Genomic DNA, 21,189 nt, shown 5'->3' on the forward strand with positions numbered 1-21,189 from the left:
AAAGCTCAGAACGGATACTGCTTGTAGTTCGTCTTGTCGACGTTCACCCAGCCCTGGCCGCGCACGATGATGCCCTTGCCCGGTCCCTTCGCGACCGTGACCTTCGTGTAGCCAGGAATGCCGAGGTCGGCGCCGTTCTCGACCGTCTTGCCGTCCACCAGCATCTGCGCGACCTTGTTCATCGCGATGCCCGCGAGCTTCGGATCCCAGAACGCGATGCCGTTGATCGCGCCGCTTTCGAGGAACTTGCCGGCTTCGGTCGGCAGGCCCGTGCCGTAGACGCAGATCTTGCCCTGCATGCCGGCCTCTTCCACCGCGCGGCCGATGCCGATCACGTCGAGCGACGACGAACCCTGGAAGCCCTTCAGGTCCGGATGCTTGCGCAGCACTTCCTTGGCGACTTCATAGGCGCGCTCACCGTCGTTATTGGTTTCGAGCTTGGGCTCGACCAGGTTCATCTTCGGATACTTGGCCTTGGCGTTGCCGATGCCGCCGTCCGCCCATTGCACCTGCGAGCGGCTGCCGAGCGAACCCACCAGCACGGCCCACTTGCCGTCGTCGTGCATGCACGAGGCGAGACGCTCGTTCAGGCCGGCGCCGTAGGCGGTGTTGTCGAACGCCTCGATGTCGACCATCGTGTTCTTGGCATTGTCGGCTTCATGCGTGACCACCTTGATGCCGCGATCCATCGCCTTCTTCAGCGCCGGTTCGAGCGTCGGCGGATCGTAGGGCACCACGGCAATGGCGGTGACCTTCTTGGCGATCAGATCTTCGATGATCTTCAGTTGCTGCGCCGCGTCCGCGCGGCCGGGCCCGGTCTGATACGCGTTTATGTTGGGGTTGTCCTTGGCGAACTGCTTGACGCCGTCGTCCATCCGGTTGAACCAGTTGATGCCGGTCACCTTGACGACCGTGACGATCGTTTCGTTCGTGGCAGCCTGCGCGGCAGCGATCACACCTACCGTCAGCGCGGCCGCTGCGAGCGCGGCACCCAGTCGAGTCAATTTCATGCAAAGTCTCCTTTATCGTTCGATGTCGCCCACTTGATCGTCGCGGACAGCCAGGGCTCGTTGTCCGCCGCGTACTGAAACCTTGTCGCGCGCCACTAACGCTTAGGCGCTGCACTTGAAGCGCCGGCATTGCTTGCGCCGCCGAAACCAAAGATCGCGCGCACCCGTTCGCCGCCCGCAAACGCCAGCGACAGCAGCAACAGAAACCCCCATGCGCAATCGCCGAAGAACTGCGACACGCCCATCAGGTTGAACAGGCTGGACAGAAACTGCAGCACCGTCGCGGCGAAGAACACGCAGATGATGCGGCCATGCCCGCCCGCGGGATTCACGCCGCCCATCACCGCGATCAGGATCGCGATCAGCAGATAGGAATTGCCGTAGTCCCATTTCGCGCTCGACGTATGCGTCGCGCTGATCAGCCCGGCCAGCGACGCGAGCACGCCGCACATCGCATACGTCGTGATCAGCATGCGCGCGCGGGGAATGCCGGCGTAGAACGCCGCCTTGGGATTGGTGCCCATCAGATAGAGACGCAGGCCGAATGGACTGCGCTTGAGCAGCCACCCCAGCACGATCACCGCGGCGATAAAAATGCAGAACGCGATCGGCACCTGAAACACCGTGCCGTTGCCGATATTCGACAACGGGTCCACGTAGTCGACATGCACCGAGGCGCCGTTGCTGAGCACCACCGCGAAGCCGGTGAACAGCAGCTGCGTGCCGAGCGTGCAGAGAATCGGCGTGAGTCTGAGGCGCGCGATCACCACGCCGTTCAGCAGTCCGCCAAGCAAACCCATCACCACCACGATCACGCAGAACAGCGACGTGTAGAGCGCGGGCGAATCGTCGCCGTTGACGAAGCGCGGCACGATCAACGCGGCAACCATGCCCGACAGGTTGGCGAGCCCGACGCCGGACAGGTCGATGCCGCCGTTGCCCGACACCATCGAGAGCATGATGCCGAGCGCGAGCAGGCCGAGCTCGGGCAACTGGCCGCCCATCGACTGCAGATTGTCGATATCGACGAATTGGCCGCGCGAGAGCCACGTCGCGACCAGCACGACGAGCACGTTGACGATCAGCAGGAAATTCAGTTGCCGGTCGCCGAACAGTTTTCCAGCGGTGAACGAAGACTTCATGGTGACGACACGCTCCTTCAGGCTTCGCAAACGGTCAGGATGACTGGGACACGCCGGCCGGTTGGCTCAGCACTTGATTCACTTCGTCGAGTGTCGGCATGGAAGGCGCCGTGCCCGGACGCGTCACGGAAATACCCGCGAGCGCGCAACCGAAACGCAATGCCGTAATGGCGTCGTCGCCGCGTGCGAGCGCTGCCGCGAAGCCGCCCGTGAAGCCGTCGCCGGCGCCGGCGGTTTCCACCACGCGGCCGCAGTGGTAGGCGGGAACAAGGATCGATTGCTCCGCCGAATGCAGCAGCGCGCCGCCCTCGCCTAGCGTGACGATGACCGTGCCGACGCCCTTGGCGAGCAGCACGTCAGCGGCGCGGCGGGCGTCGTCGGCATTCGCGATCGGCACGCCGGTGAGCGCGGCCGCTTCGGTTTCGTTCGGGGTGATGTAGTCGCACAGCGGGAAGATGGCGTCGTCGAGCGGCATGGCGGGCGCCGGATTGAACACGGTGATGACACCATGCTTACGCGCCACTTCCAGTCCGCGCCGTGCGGCTTCGAGCGGCTGCTCGAGTTGCGTGACGAACACGCGGGCGGCGGCGATATCGGCTTCGATTGCGTCGACGTCGGCGGCTTCCATCGTGCCGGCCGCGCCGGACGCGACGATGATCGCGTTCATGCCAGTGTTGTCGTCCACGAAAATGTGCGCCGCACCGGTCGAGACGCCGTCGATCACCGACGCGCGCGCCGTGATGCCTTCAGCGGCCCACGTGGCGCGTGCGATAGAGCCGAACGCGTCGTTGCCGATGCGCGTGCAGAACACCACTTCCGCGCCGACACGCGCGGCCGCGACCGCCTGATTCGAGCCCTTGCCGCCCGGCCCCATCGCGAACGCCGTGCCCGCGATGGTCTCGCCGATCTGCGGCATACGTCCGGCGCGAAACGTCAGATCGGTGACGTAGATGCCGAGAATGACGATGCGACCGTTTGGTTGCGAAGACGTGTTCATGCGCGTTGCCCCTGTTCCTGAACAGCCGGGTTAAAGGGAACGTCCTTCGATGCCTGAAATGCGCGCGGCACTTCGGCATGCAACAGCGGATCCAGATTCTTCAGCACGTTGTCTCCTCCATTTTCTGGTTGGCGTGCGTGTCTTTACTTTAAGACGTTTGGTACGGCTGCCGGCTTGGCGGTCAATCTCCGTACGGTATCCAGATGTTCTTGACCTGCACGGCCTGGCGCAGAAACGGCCGGCCTTCGCTCGAACAATCGAACCATTCGAACTGGCGGCCGTGATCGACGAACGTCCGTTTCAGATTGCCGACCGATTCACGCTCGACCAGCGTCGAATCCGCCGCGCTGCCGAAGCACCAGACCGCATCCACGTCGTCGTGTTTGACGAGCGCGGGCAGCAATGCGCCGCGTTCGCCCGTGACGATGTTCAGCACGCCGCCGGGCACGTCGGACGTCTCGGCCACCTGATAGAAGTCGGTGACCGTGAGCGGCGACGCCTCGCTCGGCAACACCACCACGCGATTGCCCATCGCCAGCGCGGGCGCCGCCAGCGAAACGAAGCCGAGCAGCGGCGCTTCGTCCGGGCAGGCAATGCCGATCACGCCGAGCGGCTCATGCATGGCCAGCGCGACACCACGCAACGGCGGCGTATGCACCGCGCCGTCGAACTTGTCGGCCCAAGCCGCGTAAGTGAAAAGACGCTGCACCGAGGCGTCCACTTCGGCACGCGCTGAGGCTTCCGTCGCCCCGTTTCGCACCACGAGCTGGCGCACGAATTCGTCCGCGCGCACGGCCAGGTTTTCGGCCAGATAGAACAGCACTTGCGCGCGGTTATGCGTGCTCGCCTGCGACCACTTCTGCGCCGCGCGCGCCGCTTCGACCGCGTTACGGATGTCCTTGCGATTGCCCGCGGCCACTTCGCCAACGGGCGTGCCGTCCGGCGCATGCACCGGCAGCGAATAGCCGCTATCAGGACGCGCCTGCTTGCCGCCGATAAAGAGTTTCGCGGTGCGATCGATCGACGTCACGTTCGACAACGGATCGAGCGTGGCCGCGCTCTCCACGAGACGCGTCTTGCGACGCTCCGCAAGATTGAGCCAGGCTCGCGGTTTCAGATATTCGTAGATGCCCTCACGTCCGCCTTCACGGCCATAACCCGATTCACGATAGCCGCCGAAGCCGACCGCCGCGTCGAACAGATTCGTCGCGTTGATCCAGACGACGCCGCTTGCGAGCCGCGGCGCAACATCGAGCGCGCGGCCGATGGTTTCGCTCCACACGCTCGCGGCGAGTCCATAACGCGAGTTGTTGGCGAGCGCGATCGCTTCATCGGGCGTGCGAAAGCTCATGGTCACCAACACCGGACCGAAGATTTCTTCCTGTGCCAGCGTGGAAGCCGGCGCCACGCCGGTGACGAGCGTCGGCGGATAAAAACAGCCGTTAGCAGGCATCGTCGTGTCAGGCGACTGCCACACCGAGCAGCCTTCACGGCGGCCGGTTTCCACCAGCGACTGAATGCGCTCGAGTTGCACCGGATCGACGATCGCGCCGAGGTCGATGCTCTTGTCGAGCGACGTGCCCACGCGCAGCGTCTCCATGCGCCGTTTCAGTTTGGCGATGAAACGCGCTTCGATGCCTTCCTGCACGAGCAGCCGCGAGCCCGCGCAACAGACCTGCCCCTGGTTGAACCAGATCGCGTCGACGACGCCTTCGACCGCGCCGTCCAGGTCCGCATCGTCGAAGACGATGAAGGGCGACTTGCCGCCCAGTTCGAGCGTCAGCGATTTGCCCGAACCGGCCGTGGCCGAACGGATCAGCCGGCCCACTTCGGTGGAGCCGGTAAAGGCGATCTTGTCGACCTGCGGATGCTCGACCAACGCCGCGCCCGTGCGTCCGTCGCCCGTGACGACGTTCAGCACGCCGGCGGGCAAGCCCGCGCGATGCGCGAGTTCGGCGAACAGCAACGCGGTGAGCGGCGTGTATTCAGCAGGCTTCAACACGACGCAGTTGCCCGTGGCGATGGCCGGCGCGATCTTCCACGCGAGCATTAGCAGCGGGAAATTCCACGGCACGATCTGACCGACCACGCCGAGCGGCGCGTAATCTGCGAACTCGCTCGCCTGCAACTGCGCCCACCCCGCGTGATGCAGGAAGTGACGCGCGACGAGCGGCACGTCGATGTCGCGCGTTTCGCGGATCGGCTTGCCGTTGTCGAGCGCTTCGAGCACGGCAAAGAGCCGGCTATGACGCTGCACCATGCGCGCGAGCGCATACAGATGCCGCGCTCGTCCCGCGCCACCTAGCGCGAGCCAGCCCGGCTGCGCGGCGCGCGCGGCGGCCACCGCTGCGTCGATGTCGGCCGCGTCGCCCTGGGCGATCTCCGCGAGTTGCTCGCCCGTCGCGGGCGCGTGCGAGGCGAAGCGCTCACCGGCCGCGGGCGCATGCCACACACCGCCGATGAAATGCCCGAAGCTGCCCTCATGCTGCGCCAGCCAGGCGCGCGCGGGTTGATCGTCCTCGGGTGCGGGACCGTACTCCATCGATGAAAAATACTCGGCTACGCTCATGGGATCGGTCTTCTGTTCAGGCTACGGGGTGACGGTTGAAAGCGGAGTAACGCCCGCTCACGTAATGTTCGAGCTGGCGTTCGATATCGGCCAGCAGGCTCGATGCGCCAATGCGGAAGAGCTCCGGTTCGAGCCACGCGCGGCCGAGTTCTTCTTTCATCAGGATCTGATACGACAGCACCGACTTCGCAGTCGATACGCCGCCCGCCGGCTTGAAGCCGATCAGCACGCCGGTGCGCTCCTGGTATTCGCGGATCATGCGCACCATCACGAGCGACACGTCCAGCGTCGCGTTGACGCCTTCCTTGCCGGTGGATGTCTTGATGAAGTCGGCGCCGGCCATCATGCAGACCATCGACGCGCGCGCCACGTTCGACAGCGTGCGGATGTCGCCGGTGGCGAGAATGGTCTTCAGATGCGCCGCGCCGCAAGCCGTGCGGAAGTCGCGCACTTCGTCGTAGAGCGCCTGCCAGTTGCCGGTGAGCACATATTCACGCGTGACGACGATGTCGATTTCCTGCGCGCCGTCCGCGACCGACGCTTCGATCTCTTTCAGCTTCAACGGATGCGGGATCAGGCCGGCGGGAAAACCCGTCGATACCGCCGCAACCGGAATGCCGCTGCCGTGCAGCGCGTCGACCGCCGCCGCGACGAACCGGTGATACACGCACACCGCGCCCGTCGTGATGCCTTGCGGTGCGATGCCGAGCGCTTCGAGCAGATCGGCGCGCACCGGTTGGCGCGCTTTTGCGCAGAGCCGGCGCACGCGGCCTTCGGTGTCGTCGCCGTTGAGCGTGGTGAGGTCGATGCAGGTGACGGCTTTGAGCAGCCAGGCCGCCTGCGCGTCTTTCTTCACGCTGCGGCGCGTGCCGAGCGTGGCGGTGCGCCGTTCCACCGCCGACTGATTGACGCGCAGGCCGTCGAGCCAGGACGCGTCGAACGGCATACCCGGATTGCGCTCGGGATGGACGATCGGTGTGCCGCGCAGCGCGACGACCGAGGAAGACTGCAATGGGGCTTCTGGCATAAGACATCCGAAAATATGATGCGACGCACAACAGCCGCCGACAATTTGTTCGCACTTATGCTACAACGATTGATAGAATCATAACAAGCTTTGCGAGCAATCGTTACACGAACAACCGCTGAAGCCCGGCGAAGGCCCGTGAATGTTATTGACGCACCATATTCATGATGCGAAGATCACAACACGGTTTCGGCCGGCTAGCGTGATACAAAGAAAAGAATTTCGTCGCGTGGACGAAGGAGACATGCCAGATGAGTGAGCCGGTTGCGGTCGCGGCCGCGTCATCGCCTCAGGTTCCATTGATCCGTGTTGCGGGCGTCACCAAGCGATTTGGCGGCGTGCAAGCGCTGCGCGGCGTCGACCTCGAAGTGTTGCCCGGCGAAGTCCACGCCCTGCTGGGCGAAAACGGCGCGGGCAAATCCACACTGATCAAGATCCTCAGCGGCGTGCATGCGTACGACGACGGCGTCATCGAAATCGCCGGCCAGGCAGTGGCGTTCGACTCGCCGGCGCAATCGCGTGATGCGGGTGTCGCCGTGGTCTACCAGGATCTGAGTCTCGTCGAATCGCTGTCGGTCGGCGCCAATCTCATGTTGGGCCGCGAGCCGCGCACGCGTCTGGGCTTCGTGAAGAACCGCCAGCTCATGGCCACGGTCGGCGAGTTTTTGCGCTCGCATGGCATTCCGCTCGATCCGAAAGTGCCGGTCGGCTCGCTGCCCTTCGCCTACCGGCAAATGACCGAGATCTGCAAGGCCCTGATGGGCGAAGTGCGCGTGCTGATTCTCGACGAACCCACTTCCGCGCTGACCGGCGGCGAAGAGCAGATTCTGTTCGACGCGATCCGCGCGGTCACGGCTCGCGGCGTCGGCGTGATCTATGTGACGCATCGGTTGAACGAGGTGTTCCGGATTTCGCAGCGCGTCACCGTGTTTCGTGACGGCGCGAATGCCGGCACGTTCACGACGGCGCAAACGGATATGAAGCAACTGGTGGCGGCCATCGTCGGTCCCGCTCATGCCGCGTTGCAGGCACGGCAGAAAACAGCGGTGGGCGATGGAGCGGTTGCCGCAGCCGCAAGCACTGCGGCGACCTCCGAAGAAGCGTCCAATGCCGGCGCTGCGCCCGTGCTCAAGTTATCGAACGTCAGCAACGACCGCCTGCATCACATCGACCTGGTGCTTCGCCGCGGCGAAGTCCACGGACTCGCGGGATTGATCGGCAGCGGCCGCACCGAGATTCTGCAAACCATCTTCGGCCTTCGCTCCGTCGACTCCGGCGCCATCGAGATCGACGGTCGAACGCGTGCCCGCATCACGCCCGCCGAGGCCATTCAACTCGGCGTGGCGCTGGTGCCCGAAGACCGCCATCTCGAAGGGCTCGTGCTCGACCATTCGATCGAACGCAACCTGACGCTGCCGCGCTTGCCGCATTTTTCCCGCTGGGGATGGCTGCGCAGCCAGGCCGCCGTTCAGCAGGCGAAGCGCTCCATGAAAGAGCTGGCCGTCAAGGCGCCCAACTCCTCCACCGCGGTCAAGTTTTTATCCGGCGGCAATCAGCAGAAAGTGGTCTTCGCGAAGTGGAACCATCCGCGCCCCAAGCTGCTCATGCTCGACGAGCCGACCGTCGGCGTGGATGTCGGCGCGCGCGAGGAAATCTACGGCGTGGTGAGCGACGCCGCGCAGGCGGGCACCGGCGTGCTCATCGTGTCGTCGGACCTCGACGAACTCCTGCGCCTGTGCGACCGGATTTCGATTGTCGCGGACGGCTGCATTGTCAACACCGTCGAGCGCGCCGAACTCGCCAACGCCGAAGCGCTGCATCACCTGATCCAACTTTCCCGTTCTTCCCTCGAGGCGCCCGCAACATGAATGAATCTGTCTCGCCGCTGACGGCCGAACGGCAGGCATCGCCGCCGCAGAAAAGCCGTATGCGGCGCATCGCGCAAGCCCTGCTGCAAGGCGACCGACCCTATGCGCTGTATGCCGCGTTCGCGATTCTGCTGGTGGTGTTCAGCTTCGCGTCGCCGTGGTTCTTATCCATCGACAACTTCCTGAATATCGGCCGGCAAACCGCGCTGGTCTCGATCATCGCGATCGGCATGACCTTCGTGATCATTGCGCGGCAGATCGATCTGTCGGTCGGCTCGACGCTGGCGCTCTCGGGCATGTCCGCGGCGCTCGCCATGGCGTATGTGGGCAACAACTGGGTCATCGGCGCGATTGCCGGCATCGGCACCGGCGCGATCGTCGGCGCGATCAATGGGATCGTGACCACGCGGGTCAATATTCCTTCGTTTCTCGTCACGCTCGGCACCCTGAGCGCCGCGCGCGGACTCGCGCTGATGGTCACGACCACCAAGCCCGTGATCATCGACAACGACTCGTTCATCTCGATCTTTGGCGAGGGCGATATTTTCGGCGTGCCGGTGCCGATCATCTGGACGCTGCTCGCCGTGATCGCCGGCATTCTGCTGCTGCACTACAGCGTGTTCGGCCGGCAGATCTACGCGGCGGGCGGCAATCCGACGGCGGCGCTCTATTCGGGCATCAACACGCGGCGCGTGACCACCCTCGCCTTCATTCTCACCGGCATGCTGGCCGGACTCGCCGCGCTCGTGCTCTCGGCGCGCTCGCACGCGGCGCGGCCCGATGTCGTGCAAGGCATGGAGGCTGGATGTGATTGCCTCCGTCACGCTCGGCGGCTGCAGTCTGTTCGGCGGCCGCGGCTTCGTGCTGGGGACGCTGCTCGGCAGTCTGATCATCGGCACGCTCAATAACGGGCTGGTGCTGCTCGGTGTGAGCTCGTCGCTGCAACTGGTGATCAAAGGCGTGATCATCGTCGCGGCGGTTGCCTTCACCAGGAAGTAGGCAAGAATCAGAGTAGTTCGGACGTGAAGACGCGAAGCACAGACATGAAGACCAACGGAGGAGAAACATGAAACAACGTCGTGGCTCAAGAATAGCGTTAGCCAGTGTCGTGGCGGCGGCCGCCGCCGCTTGTCTGGCTTCCTCGGGCGCTTACGCGCAATGCGTAACCAGCCTGCCTGCGGGATCGATCGGACCGAAGACGATTGTCGGGCAAGGACCGAACGGCGAAAAAGCCGCCTCGGTGGATGCCGTGAAGCTGACCGACGCCGACATCGCCAAGATCAAAGCCGGCAAGTTCAAGGTCGGCATTTCGATGCAGACCATGAATCTCGACTGGTCGCAACTGCAGGTGGCGGGCATCACCGATACGCTGAAGAAGTACGGCGTGGAAGTGATCGGCACGGCGTCGGCCGAATATCAGGTGGACAAGCAGATCGCCGATATCGAGAACACGATCCAGCGCCACCCGAACGGCATCATCTCGATTCCGGTCGACGGTACGGCGACGGCCGCCACCTACAAGAAAGTGTCCGCGGCCGGCATCAAGCTCGTGTTCATGGACAACGTGCCGACCGGCCTGAAGCATCCGGAGGAATACTCGGCGATGATCTCGGCGGACAGCGAAGGCAACGGCCAGATCGCCGCCAAAGTGCTTGCCTCGTGCGTGCCGCAAGGCGCGACGGTCGGGCTCGTGAATTTCGGCGTGGATTACTTCAGCACGACGGAGCGGACCAAGGCCGTCAACGACTGGCTGAAGAAAAACCGTCCGGACATCAAGATCAAGCAGGTCGCTTTCACGGACCCGTCCAAAGTCGGGCAGATCGCGGGCGACTTCCTCACCGGCAATCCTGACGTGAAGGGTCTGTTCGCCGTCTGGGATCAGCCGGCGCTGGATACGCTCACGTCGATGCGCGCGCAAGGCGTGAATATCCCCATGACGACGGTCGATCTGGGACTTCAATCCGCGATCGAAATCGCCAAGGGCGGACCGTTGAAGGCCACCGGCTCGCAGCGTCCGTACGATCAAGGCGTCGCCGAGGCGATGGCGATGATGAAGGCGCTGATCGGCCAGACGCCGCCGGCATGGATCGGCGTGCAATCGTTGCCGGTGATTCAGTCGAACGTGCTCGAGTCTTATAAGACCGTGTTCAAGAAAGATCCGCCGCCGCAACTGGCCGAGGCGTGCAAGAAGGCCGCGCCGGCTTGCGGTTGAGGCGGGCGAGCCGCACTTCGTCATCGCGCTGTTCTCCTTCAGCTTCCGAACGCCGGCGCGACCAGCCGGCGTCGGGCGCGAATCCTGCTACTCGATAGACCTACTACGTCGACTCGAACTAGGAGAAAAGATGACCCTGCTCATATATCTGGTTGGCTGGATCATTCTGATCGGCGGCGTGTCCTGGGGATTGATGGCCATGCACGTCGCTCAACATACGATCGCCATCGTGGCGGTCATTCTGCTCGGCGTCGCGGTCATTACCGGCGCAACGCGGGCGCGCAACCGCGACCGTTCGTAGCGTCAGCAACCGGTCGCCGGCGGGGAACCGGACCGTCCCACCTCAATTCGAAGCCGGTTCCCCCTGCGTTGCCGGCATCTGCGCCGTGCGCGCCGCAGCGGCGTCATCCGTGCCGTGCCGAATCGCATAGATCTCCCGATTTCGCGCCACTTCGGTGGCCGACGGCGGATAGTCGTTTTTGCTTGACGGCACCAAACCTTCAGCCTGTGCCTGCTGCAACTGCGCCATCACATCGGCGCGCGTCAGCCCAGATGGACTCGTTTGCGCAAAGGCATTCGCGCCGAACACCAGGCTAAGTGCGGTGACGGCAACAGCGGTAAGCAATTTCATGATGTCTCTCCGGGTTAGGGGCAAGCAATGCGTGGCCTGAACCACGCTTGCCATTCTTGTCATTTCCCCTGTCGAAGCACTGACCTGCCGATTACCGTTTTGTTATCTACGCGCGCCTGAAGACACGCGACGCCACGTCCCGGCGCATTCGCATCAGCGCCTACATAACAGAACGGTAATCTAGCCGACGGCAGCCCGTCAGCGCCGCCACGCCACACTCCTGAATCACGAAGCCCGCGTCACGCGCCCCCCGCAGCACTGCATCGACGCGTGCCTCCATCGGCCTTTTTTCAGGAATCCGTCATGTGGATAGTTAGGCTCGCGCTGCGCCGCCCTTATACCTTCGTGGTCCTCGCCGTGCTGATCTTTATCGTCGGCCCGCTGGCGATACTGCGCACGCCAACCGATATCTTTCCGAACATCGATATTCCGGTGGTCAGCATCGTCTGGAGCTTTAACGGTTTCTCCGCCCAGGACATGGCGAACCGCATCACGTCGAACTACGAGCGCGCGCTCACCTCGGACGTCGACGATATCGAGCACATCGAGTCGCAATCGCTGAACGGCGTCTCCGTGGTGAAGATCTTTTTTCATCCGGGCGCGGACATCAATCGTGCGATTGCCGAGGCGGCTTCCAATTCGGCGTCGATCCTGCGCGTGCTGCCGCCGGGCACATTGCCGCCGAACATCATCACGTATAACGCGTCGACGGTGCCGATCCTGCAACTCGGCCTGTCCAGCAACACGCTCTCCGAACAGCAACTCTACGATCTCGGCAATAGCCAGATCCGCACGCAACTGGCGACGGTGCAAGGCGCGTCGGTGCCGTTGCCGTTCGGCGGCAAGGTGCGGCAGATCATGGTGGATATCGATCCGCGCGCGCTGCAGGCCAAGGGACTCGCGCCGCTCGACGTGGTCAACGCGGTCAACGCGCAGAACCTGATCCTGCCGGGCGGCACGGCGAAGATCGGCACGAAGGAATACAACGTGCAGATGAACGGCAGCACCGACACGGTGGCCGCGCTCAACGATCTGCCGATCAAGACGGTCGCCGGCGGCGTGGTGTACGTGCGCGACGTCGCCCACGTGCGCGACGGCTACGCGCCGCAAACCAACATCGTGCGCAGCGACGGCAAACGCGCGGCGCTCCTGACCATCGAAAAATCCGGCAGCACCTCGACCCTCACGATCATCCAGCAGGTCAAGGCGATGCTGCCGCATATCGCCGCCGGCCTGCCGAGCGCGCTGCACATCACCGCGCTGTCCGATCAATCCGTGTTCGTGAAGTCGGCCGTGATGGGCGTGGCGCGCGAGGCGCTGATCGCCGCCGCCCTCACCGCCTTGATGATCCTGCTCTTTCTCGGCAGCTGGCGCGCCACGCTGATCATCGCGGTATCGATTCCGCTCGCCGTGCTGACCTCGCTGATCGCGCTGTCCGCGCTCGGCCAGACCATCAACATCATGACGCTCGGCGGCCTTGCGCTCGCCGTGGGGATTCTCGTCGACGACGCCACGGTCGCCATCGAAAACATCACGCATCATCTGGAGAACGGCGAGCCGTTGCACGACGCGATCCTGAACGGCTCCGGCGAAATCGCCGTGCCGACTTTCGTCTCGACGCTGTCGATCTGCATCGTATTCGTGCCGATGTTCCTGCTCTCCGGCGTGGCCCGCTATCTGTTCGTGCCGCTCGCCGAAGCGGTGGTGTTCGCGATGATCGCGTCGTACTTTTTCTCGCGCACGCTGGTGCCGACCCTCGCGATGTATCTGATGCGCGCGCGCAGCAACGCGCCGGTCACCGGCAACGGTCCGATTGCGTGCCTGATCCGCTTTCAGACCGGCTTCGAGAAGCGCTTCGAGCGGCTGCGTGAACGCTATCGCGGCGTGCTAGGCGCGGCGATAGCGAGTCCGCGCCGCTTCATCGCGATCTTTCTGCTGCTTTGCATCGGCTCGCTTGCGCTGGTGCCGTTCACCGGGCGCGACTTTTTTCCCCGGCGGTGGATACCGGCGAAATCCGCCTGCATCTGCGCGCGCCGACCGGCACGCGGATCGAGGACACCGCGAGCATTACCGACCAGGTCGAAGCCCGCGTGCGCGACGTGATCCCGAAGCAGGAACTATCGGCGATGCTGGACAACATCGGCGTGCCGGTGAGCGGCATCAATCTGACTTACGACTCGTCGGACCCGATCGGCTCCGAAGATGCCGACGTGATGATCACGCTCGCGCCGAAACACAAGCCGACCGCGCAATACGTGGCGACGCTGCGCACCACGCTGACGAAAGACTTCCCCGGCGTCACGTTTGCCTTCCTGCCGGCCGACATCGTCAGCCAGATTCTCAACTTCGGCCTGCCCGCGCCGATCGACATCCAGATCGTCGGCAACAAGCTCGATGCCAACCGCGTGGTGGCGAACCGCCTGCTCGCGCAACTGCGCGGCGTGCGCGGCCTCGTCGATGCGCGCATTCAACAGCCCGGCGACGCGCCCGCGATCAACGTCAATGTCGACCGCACCCGGGCGATTCAGGCCGGCCTGCTGCAACGCGACGTGTCGCAGAATCTGCTGATCGCGCTCTCCGGCAGTTCGCAGACTTCGCCGAATTTCTGGCTCGATCCGCGCAACGGCGTGAGCTATCCGCTGATGGCGATGATGCCGCAGTACGACGTCAACTCGCTGCAGGCGCTCGCCAATATTCCGGTCGCGCAGAGCGGCGGCAGCTCCGGCGCGACGACGGCAGCGGCCTCGGCCTCGGCGGGCGGCGCCGGTCCCGCGCCGCAGAACCTGCTCGGCGCGTTGAGCACGCTGACACGCGGCACGCAGCAAGCCGTCGTCTCGCACTACAACGTGCAGCCGGTGCTCGATATCTTCGCGTCGGCGCAAGGGCGCGATCTCGGCGGCGTGGCGGCGGACGTGAACCGGCTCGTCGATCAGATCCGGCCGCAATTGCCGCCGGGCGCGTCCATCGTCGTACGCGGCCAGGTGCAGGCCATGCACGATTCGTTCAGCGGCCTCGCGAGCGGCCTCGTGTTCGCCATCGGCCTCGTCTATCTGCTGATGGTGGTCAATTTCCAGTCGTGGCTCGATCCGTTCATCATCATCAGCGGCTTGCCGGGCTCGCTCGCGGGCATCGCGTGGATGCTGTTCAGCACCGGCACCCGCCTGAGCGTGCCGGCGCTCACCGGCACCATTCTGTGCATCGGCATTGCCACGGCCAACAGCATTCTCGTCATCAACACCGCGCGCGAATTCCACCACGGCGGCCAGCCGCCGCTCGCAGCCGCGCTCGAAGCCGGCTTCAGCCGCTTCCGTCCGGTGCTGATGACGGCGCTCGCCATGCTGATCGGCATGCTGCCGATGGCGCTCGGCCTCGGCGACGGCGGCGAACAGAACGCGCCGCTCGGCCGCGCCGTGATCGGCGGCCTCGCGCTCGGCACGGTGTCGACCTTGCTGTTCGTCCCCGTCGTCTACGGGATGGTGCATGCGTGGCTCGACAAACGCCGCGCGGCTCGCAGCGAAAAACACGAATCCGCCGTCCCGGCCCGCACTCTTTGATTTCGACGAGACCTATCCCATGAACGATTCATCACTTCCGCCGGAGTCGGGTAAGCAGGCAACCACGGGCGTGGCAACCGCCGGCACCGCTCACACCGCTGGCGCTGCGCAAGCCGGCGCGGCCGCTCAGCCTGCAAGCGGCAACGAAAGCATGCACGCCGCCGACCCCACGTCCCACCGCGACCCCACCGTCAAACCGCGCCGCCGTCTCTGGCCGTTCGCGCTGAGCGGTCTTGCAGTGGCCTTGCTGATCGTCGGCATCGTGCCGCGTCTGCATGCAAGCGCCGCGCTCACGCAGCAAACACAGGCGCAAAGCATGCTCAGCGTGTCGGTGGTCGCACCGCGCGCCGCGCCGGCCGTCAACGAACTGCTGCTGCCGGGCGCCGTCACGCCATTTGCCGAAGCCTCGATCTACGCGCGCACGAGCGGCTACCTCGCGCACTGGAACACCGACATCGGCGCGCAGGTGAAAAGCGGCCAGACCCTCGCGACGATCGAAGCCCCGGATCTGGACGCGCAACTGCGCCAGGCCCGCGCCGACGAAGCCACCGCGCAGGCTAATTTCGACTTCGCGAAGACCACCGCGCAGCGCTGGCAGGAGATGTTGAAGACTCAATCGGTCGCGCAACAGGACACGGACATGAAGGTCAGCGACATGCAAGCGCGCCGCGCGATGCTGGCGTCGGCGCAGGCCAATGTCGCGCATCTCGCCGAGCTGGTTTCGTACGAGAAGATCACCGCCCCGTTCGACGGTGTGATCACCGCGCGCAACGTCGACGTCGGCGCGCTGGTGACGGCGGGCGGCACGCCCGGCACCGCGGGCATGTCGGGCGAGCTGTTCCATATCCAGCAGAACGGCGTGCTGCGCGTGTTCGTCGACGTGCCGCAGAACGACGCGCCGTACGTCACGCCGGCCACCGGCGCGTATCTGACCGCCCAGCAGTATCCGGGCCGTCGCATCGCGGCGAAGGTGGCGCGCAGCACCGGCTCGATCGATCCGACGAGCCGCACGCTGCGCGTCGAGGTCGACGTCGACAACAAGGACGGCGCGCTGATGCCCGGCGCTTACACGCAGGTGCATCTGCAGTTGCAATCGACCACACCGGCGCTCGATCTGCCCGTCAGCGCCCTGCTGTTCCGGCCGGACGGCGTGACGGTCGCCGTGGTCGACAGCAACGGGCGGGCGCTGCTCAAGACCGTGCACATCGGCCGCGATTTCGGCACGCACGTGGAAATCACGACGGGACTCGCCGCCACCGATCGCGTGATCGACAACCCCGGCGATTCGCTCGCCACCGGCCAGATGGTGCAGATCATGCCGGCCATGCACAGCTGAGTGCCTCGTCACGTCACAGAAAGGATTTGCCGATGTTTTCCCTGTCTCTTTCAAGGCCGCTGCCGCGCCGCGCGCTGGCGGCCACGCTGATCGGCGCGCTGCTCAGCGCGTGCTCGACCTTGCCGCCCTACCAGCGCCCGAGCGCCGACATTCCGGCGCATTACGCGGGCGCCGTGCATGCGGGCGCCGCACCCGGCTGGGCGCAGGCCGCGCCGGCCGACGCCGCGCCGCGCGGCCCTTGGTGGACGCTCTTCAACGATCCCGTGCTGAACCAGCTCGAGGCGCGCATCGACGTGTCGAACCAGACCGTGCGCAAGGCCGTCGCGCAGGTTCAGCAGGCGCGCTCGATGGTGGACTATCAGCGTGCCGGATTCTTCCCGACCATCACCGCCGGTGTCGCGCAGGAGCGCTTCCGGACCTCGCAGAACGTCGAAGGGAGATCGCTCGCGGGCAAGACCGTGCCGGACTATTCGGCGGGCGTGGCCGCGAGTTGGGAACCGGATCTGTTCGGACGGGTACGCGACAGCGTCAACGGCGCGCAGGCCGACGCGCAGGCGAGCGAAACGGACCTCGAAGGCGTGCGCCTGTCGATGAGCGCCGATCTGGCCGTCGACTATTTCTCACTACGCTCGCTCGATACGCAGAAGAAGCTGCTCGACGACAGCGTGAGCGCCTACGCCGCCGCGTTGAAGCTGTTGCAGCAGCAGCTGAAAGACGGCGCGATCGATGCCTCCGCCGTCGCCCAGGCCACGACGCAGCTCGAAGCGACGCGCACACAAGACACCGACATCGACGTGACGCGCGCACAGATGCAGCACGCGATCGCCACGCTGATCGGCGAGCCGGCGTCGACCTTTACGCTGCCGCCGAACGGTTCGGCCGCGACGCCGCCCGCGATTCCACCTGGTGTGCCGTCGCAACTGCTGGAACGGCGTCCCGATATCGCCGCCGCCGAACGGCGCGTGGCGTCCGCGAATGCGCAGATCGGCGTGGCGCATGCGGCGTTTTTTCCGGATCTCGTGCTGTCCGCGAGCGCCGGTCTCGAAAGCACGTTTTTCGCGCCGTGGCTGAGCGCGCCGAGTCTGTTCTGGGCGCTCGGTCCGCAACTGGCCGGCACGCTGTTCGACGGCGGCAAGCGCAAGGCCAGCCTGCATGGCGCCACGGCGCAATACGACGGCGCGGTCGCGGACTATCGTCAGTCGGTGCTGGTGGCGTTCCAGCAGGTCGAGGACAACCTGTCCGCCTTGCATGCGCTCACCGACGAAGCCGCCAGCCAGCAGCGCGCCACCACGGCCGCGGACCTGTCGCTGCGGCTCACGACGAACCGCTTCAACGCGGGCGCGGTCAGCTATCTCGACGTGGTGACCGCGCAGACGATTGCGCTGACGAACCAGCGCATCGCGGATCAGATTGCCGAGCGGCAGCTGGAGTCGAGTGTGTTGTTGCTGAAGGCGTTAGGCGGGACGTGGGGTGGCGAAAGCCAGAGCGCGGCGGGGACTGTGTAACCGGTTGCGCGTCCTCACCTGGCGCGCGGAAACCTCAGCACGAACCGCGTACTGCGCGCATCGCTCTCCGCATGCACCGAGCCGCCGTGCAGTTCCATGATGGTGCGCACGATGGCAAGCCCGAGTCCCGTCGACCCCGTGGACCCTTGCGACAACCCCGCCGACGGCAGCGAACTGCGCGACGGATCGACCCGATAGAAGCGGTCGAAAATCCGTTCGAGATGCTCAGCGGGAATCGGCTGTCCCTGGTTCTCCACGGTCACGCGCACCGCGTCGGCGGACGCGCTCGCGTCCAGCACGATCTCGCCGCCCTGCGGCGTATAGCGAATGGCGTTGGCGAGCAGATTGCTCACGGCGCGGCGGAACAGTTCGAGATCCGCCGTCACGCTGGCCGCGCCGTTCACGCGCACGCGCACATTCGCCTCTTCGGCAATGCCTTCGAAGTAGTCGGCGATATGGGTCAACTCCTGCCCCGCGTCGAATTCGCGCAGTTGTTTGACGAACTGCGGATGCTCGGCGCGCGCCAGAAACAGCACGCTCTCGATCATTCGCGAGAGCCGGTCGCACTCTTCCAGATTCGAGGCGAGTAGCGACTCGTATTCATCGACGGAGCGCGGCCGGGCGAGCGCGACTTCAGCGGCGCCGCGCATGTTGCTGAGCGGCGTGCGCATGTCGTGCGCGAGGTCGGCGGTGAAACGCGACAGACGCTGGAAACCATGCTCGACGCGCTCGAGCATCGCGTTCAGCGAGGCCACCAGCGTCTCGAGTTCTCTCGGCACGCGCGCCACCGCGATCCGCGTATCGAGGCGATTCACCGTGACGAGGCTCGCGCTCGCCGCGATATCGCGCAACGGCCGCAGCGCCGCACGAATCAGCAGGTAGCCGAGCAGCATGGCCAGCGCCACGCCCGCCACGCCCGCCATGTTGAGCTTGTCGCGGTAACGGTCCAGCAGGAGCCAGCGGTCGCTCATGTTGCGCGCCACCAGCACGCTCGCCGTGTCGCCGTTACGCAGCCGCGCGTCCGTGAGAATGCCGCGGATCGGCGCGCCGCCGCGGCCGGTCCAGTCGCCGATATCCGTCTCGGTGATGCGCGCCGTCGCGGCAACCCGCGCGAGCGGCGGCAATGCCGCAATGGTCGCGGCGCCGCTTGCCGCATCCGGCACGGCGAGCGCGCCGGCGATGTTGTGTTCGATCGCCCGCGTGCCGTCGGGATCGAACACTTCCATCGACATGGCTTCGTTGCCGAGCACGATGCTGGTCAAGCGCTCGCTGTGCTCGCGAATGCCCTGCGCGGAATCCAGTTCTTCGGCGAGCCGCCGCGCGTGGCGCGCGGCGAGCACGATGTCGAGATTGTCCTGCGCCTTGATCTGCTTTTCGAGCGCGACATACAGAAAGCTGCCGACGAGCACGAAAACCGCCAGCGTCGTCGCGCCGAACGCCAGCGCAAGCGCCGCGGCAAGCGAACGGCCGCGCATCAAGCGATGTCCTTCAGTTCGAGCACATAGCCCACGCCGCGCACGGTGTGGATCAGCTTGACGGGAAAGTTGTCGTCGATCTTGGTGCGCAGGCGGCGGATCGCCACTTCGACCACATTGGTGTCGCTGTCGAAATTCATGTCCCACACATACGACGCGATCTGCGTGCGGCTCAGCACTTCACCCTGGCGGCGCGCGAGCAGTTGCAACAGCGAGAATTCGCGCGGCGTGAGATCGATGCGCATGCCGCCACGCTTTACGCGCCGGCGGTTCACATCCATTTCCAGATCGCCCACCTTGATCAGTTCGCTTTCGCGTGGCGGGCCGCGGCGCGCCAACGTGCGCACGCGCGCCAGCAATTCGACGAAGGCAAAGGGCTTGACGAGGTAATCGTCCGCGCCGAGTTCGAGACCGCGCACGCGGTCGTCGACGTCGTCGCGCGCGGTGAGGAACAGCACGGGCGTGGTGCGCGTGGCGCGCAAGGTCTTGACGATGGTCCAGCCGTCCATGCCGGGCAGCATCACGTCGAGCACGATCACGTCGTACTCTTCTTCCTGGGCGAGGATCAGCCCTTGCGGGCCGTCGTTCGCCACGTCGACCGCATAGCCGGATTCTTCCAGGCCTTTCTTGAGGTAGGCCGCTGTTTTCAGCTCGTCCTCGATCACCAGGATTCGCATCGGTTGCTCCGCGTGGGCGTTGACGGTGAAATCATACCGTCAAGCACTCCGGCGGGTGATTACGATCCGGTAATGTTCACGCGCTCACTCCGGATGCGCGCCAGCCGTTTGCGACGAACCCTGCATGGTCGGCGCCAGAGCCCAGCCTGTTTCCCCCGCATGCGGCGCCGCAGCACCGGCATACCGTAGTTTCTTCACCCGGCCGAACAGGCCGCGCGCCGCCCGCTGCAACGCGGTGTAACGGCGGCACCGCCGCGAGGGTTGCAACCTATTCGACGTTGTCCGCGACATCGGTCATACGGATCATGTGCGGTTTGACGACGTCGTCCTCGTCGTCATGGGTGTCCGTGGGCGGATGGATCAAGGCCTCGAGCCGCGCCTTGGTCGCCAGAAACTCGGGCGACGTGACCTGCGAATAATCGCGCGGCCGCGACACCGGCACTTCGATCAGCTCCTGCACCTCGCCGGGATTCGCCTTCAGGACCAGGATACGGTCGGCGAGAAAAATCGCCTCGTCCAGATCGTGCGTGATGAACAGCACGGTCACGTCGATGTTGCGCCAGATATCGAGCAGGTGCGTCTGCATCTTCGCGCGCGTTTGCGCGTCGAGCGCGCCGAAGGGTTCGTCCATCAGCAGAATGCGCGGCCGGTTGGCGAGCGCGCGGGCAATCGCCACGCGCTGCTTCATGCCGCCCGACAACTGATGCGGATAGGCATTGGCGAATTTCGTCAGGCCGACCAGATCGAGCCATTGCAGCGCTTCGCGTTCCGCATGCAGGGTGCTGTGGCCGTTCATCTTCAGACCGAACATGACGTTCTTCTTGACCGTGAGCCACGGAAACAGCGTGTAGCCCTGAAACACCATGCCGCGGTCGGCACCCGGCCCCTGCACGGGCTTGTCGTCGAGCAGCACGCTGCCGCTCGTCTGCCGCTCCAGCCCGGCGAGAATGCGGATCAGCGTGGACTTGCCGCAGCCCGACGGTCCGATCACGCAGACGAACTCGCGCCGGTGCGTCTTGAAGCTGATGCCGTCGAGCGCCGTGCGCTCGCCTTGCGGCGTCTCGAAGCGCTTGCCGAGATCGCGCACCTCCAGAATCACCTCGCGCGATTTCAGGCGGTCGAAACGCTCGCGTACCGCTTCGGACTGGATCAGGTACGACGGAATCGGTTGCGGATTTAACATGAT

16 protein-coding genes and 1 pseudogene are annotated in these 21,189 nt (G+C 65.1%); 8 read left to right on the forward strand and 9 right to left on the reverse strand.

The window, feature by feature from the left end; genetic code table 11:
* Nucleotides 1–5: 5 nt before the first annotated feature.
* The 5 genes from B0G74_RS23105 to deoC all read right to left on the reverse strand — a co-directional run bounded on the left by B0G74_RS23105 (nt 6) and on the right by deoC (nt 6,745).
* On the reverse strand, nt 6–1,010 hold the full coding sequence (locus B0G74_RS23105) for an autoinducer 2 ABC transporter substrate-binding protein (protein ID WP_132377202.1): 1,005 nt from the start codon (nt 1,008–1,010) through the stop codon (nt 6–8).
* Between the two features lie 95 nt (nt 1,011–1,105).
* Nucleotides 1,106–2,152 (reverse strand): ABC transporter permease, encoded by a 1,047-nt coding sequence (locus tag B0G74_RS23110; RefSeq protein WP_132377203.1) that lies wholly within the window; start codon nt 2,150–2,152, stop codon nt 1,106–1,108.
* 34 nt (nt 2,153–2,186) lie between these two features.
* Nucleotides 2,187–3,149, reverse strand: coding sequence for a ribokinase (gene rbsK, locus B0G74_RS23115; protein WP_132377204.1), 963 nt, complete (start codon nt 3,147–3,149; stop codon nt 2,187–2,189).
* Between the two features lie 181 nt (nt 3,150–3,330).
* On the reverse strand, nt 3,331–5,718 hold the full coding sequence (locus B0G74_RS23120; protein WP_132377205.1) for an aldehyde dehydrogenase family protein: 2,388 nt from the start codon (nt 5,716–5,718) through the stop codon (nt 3,331–3,333).
* A gap of 16 nt (nt 5,719–5,734) precedes the next feature.
* Nucleotides 5,735–6,745 carry a deoxyribose-phosphate aldolase gene (gene deoC, locus B0G74_RS23125; RefSeq protein WP_132377206.1) on the reverse strand — a complete coding sequence of 337 codons (1,011 nt, stop codon included), beginning with the start codon at nt 6,743–6,745 and terminating at the stop codon, nt 5,735–5,737.
* Between the two features lie 251 nt (nt 6,746–6,996).
* Here deoC and B0G74_RS23130 point away from each other — a divergent pair, with 251 nt between their 5' ends.
* The 5 genes from B0G74_RS23130 to B0G74_RS45850 all read left to right on the forward strand — a co-directional run bounded on the left by B0G74_RS23130 (nt 6,997) and on the right by B0G74_RS45850 (nt 11,126).
* On the forward strand, nt 6,997–8,613 hold the full coding sequence (locus B0G74_RS23130) for a sugar ABC transporter ATP-binding protein (RefSeq protein WP_132377207.1): 1,617 nt from the start codon (nt 6,997–6,999) through the stop codon (nt 8,611–8,613).
* Nucleotides 8,610–9,521, forward strand: a complete 912-nt coding sequence (locus B0G74_RS23135) for an ABC transporter permease (RefSeq protein WP_243658288.1) — start codon at nt 8,610–8,612, stop codon at nt 9,519–9,521. The genes B0G74_RS23130 and B0G74_RS23135 overlap by 4 nt, the downstream gene beginning before the upstream one ends.
* Nucleotides 9,454–9,612: a hypothetical protein gene (locus tag B0G74_RS46760; RefSeq protein ID WP_347814523.1), complete on the forward strand. Its 159-nt coding sequence runs from the start codon at nt 9,454–9,456 to the stop codon at nt 9,610–9,612. Before B0G74_RS23135 ends, B0G74_RS46760 begins: the two co-directional genes overlap by 68 nt.
* A 67-nt stretch (nt 9,613–9,679) precedes the next feature.
* A complete protein-coding gene (locus tag B0G74_RS23140; protein WP_132377208.1) occupies nt 9,680–10,825 on the forward strand; it encodes a substrate-binding domain-containing protein in 1,146 nt (381 codons plus the stop codon).
* Between the two features lie 130 nt (nt 10,826–10,955).
* Nucleotides 10,956–11,126 carry a hypothetical protein gene (locus B0G74_RS45850; protein ID WP_165923918.1) on the forward strand — a complete coding sequence of 57 codons (171 nt, stop codon included), beginning with the start codon at nt 10,956–10,958 and terminating at the stop codon, nt 11,124–11,126.
* Nucleotides 11,127–11,168: 42 nt separating this feature from the next.
* Here B0G74_RS45850 and B0G74_RS23145 read toward each other — a convergent pair whose 3' ends face one another.
* Nucleotides 11,169–11,456 carry a DUF4148 domain-containing protein gene (locus tag B0G74_RS23145; protein ID WP_132377209.1) on the reverse strand — a complete coding sequence of 96 codons (288 nt, stop codon included), beginning with the start codon at nt 11,454–11,456 and terminating at the stop codon, nt 11,169–11,171.
* A gap of 303 nt (nt 11,457–11,759) precedes the next feature.
* On the opposite strand from B0G74_RS23145, the pseudogene B0G74_RS23150 reads away from it, so the two are divergent.
* From B0G74_RS23150 to B0G74_RS23160, 3 genes and pseudogenes are all read left to right on the forward strand, one after another.
* Nucleotides 11,760–15,010 (forward strand): annotated as a pseudogene (locus B0G74_RS23150) (efflux RND transporter permease subunit).
* A 19-nt stretch (nt 15,011–15,029) separates the two neighbouring features.
* The gene (locus B0G74_RS23155) at nt 15,030–16,346 is read left to right on the forward strand and encodes an efflux RND transporter periplasmic adaptor subunit (RefSeq protein WP_132377210.1); all 1,317 of its coding nucleotides are present in this window, start codon (nt 15,030–15,032) and stop codon (nt 16,344–16,346) included.
* Nucleotides 16,347–16,378: 32 nt separating this feature from the next.
* Nucleotides 16,379–17,851, forward strand: a complete 1,473-nt coding sequence (locus tag B0G74_RS23160) for an efflux transporter outer membrane subunit (protein WP_132377211.1) — start codon at nt 16,379–16,381, stop codon at nt 17,849–17,851.
* A gap of 14 nt (nt 17,852–17,865) precedes the next feature.
* Here B0G74_RS23160 and B0G74_RS23165 read toward each other — a convergent pair whose 3' ends face one another.
* The 3 genes from B0G74_RS23165 to B0G74_RS23180 form a co-directional block, all read right to left on the reverse strand.
* Entirely contained in the window at nt 17,866–19,326 is a 1,461-nt protein-coding gene (locus B0G74_RS23165) for a heavy metal sensor histidine kinase (RefSeq protein ID WP_132377212.1), read from the reverse strand.
* Entirely contained in the window at nt 19,326–20,003 is a 678-nt protein-coding gene (locus B0G74_RS23170; RefSeq protein WP_132377213.1) for a heavy metal response regulator transcription factor, read from the reverse strand. The genes B0G74_RS23165 and B0G74_RS23170 overlap by 1 nt, the downstream gene beginning before the upstream one ends.
* 268 nt (nt 20,004–20,271) lie before the next feature.
* Entirely contained in the window at nt 20,272–21,186 is a 915-nt protein-coding gene (locus B0G74_RS23180; protein ID WP_132377214.1) for an ABC transporter ATP-binding protein, read from the reverse strand.
* Nucleotides 21,187–21,189: the final 3 nt, after the last annotated feature.

The organism is Paraburkholderia sp. BL9I2N2, assembly GCF_004339745.1.
In the GTDB taxonomy this organism is placed as follows: domain Bacteria; phylum Pseudomonadota; class Gammaproteobacteria; order Burkholderiales; family Burkholderiaceae; genus Paraburkholderia.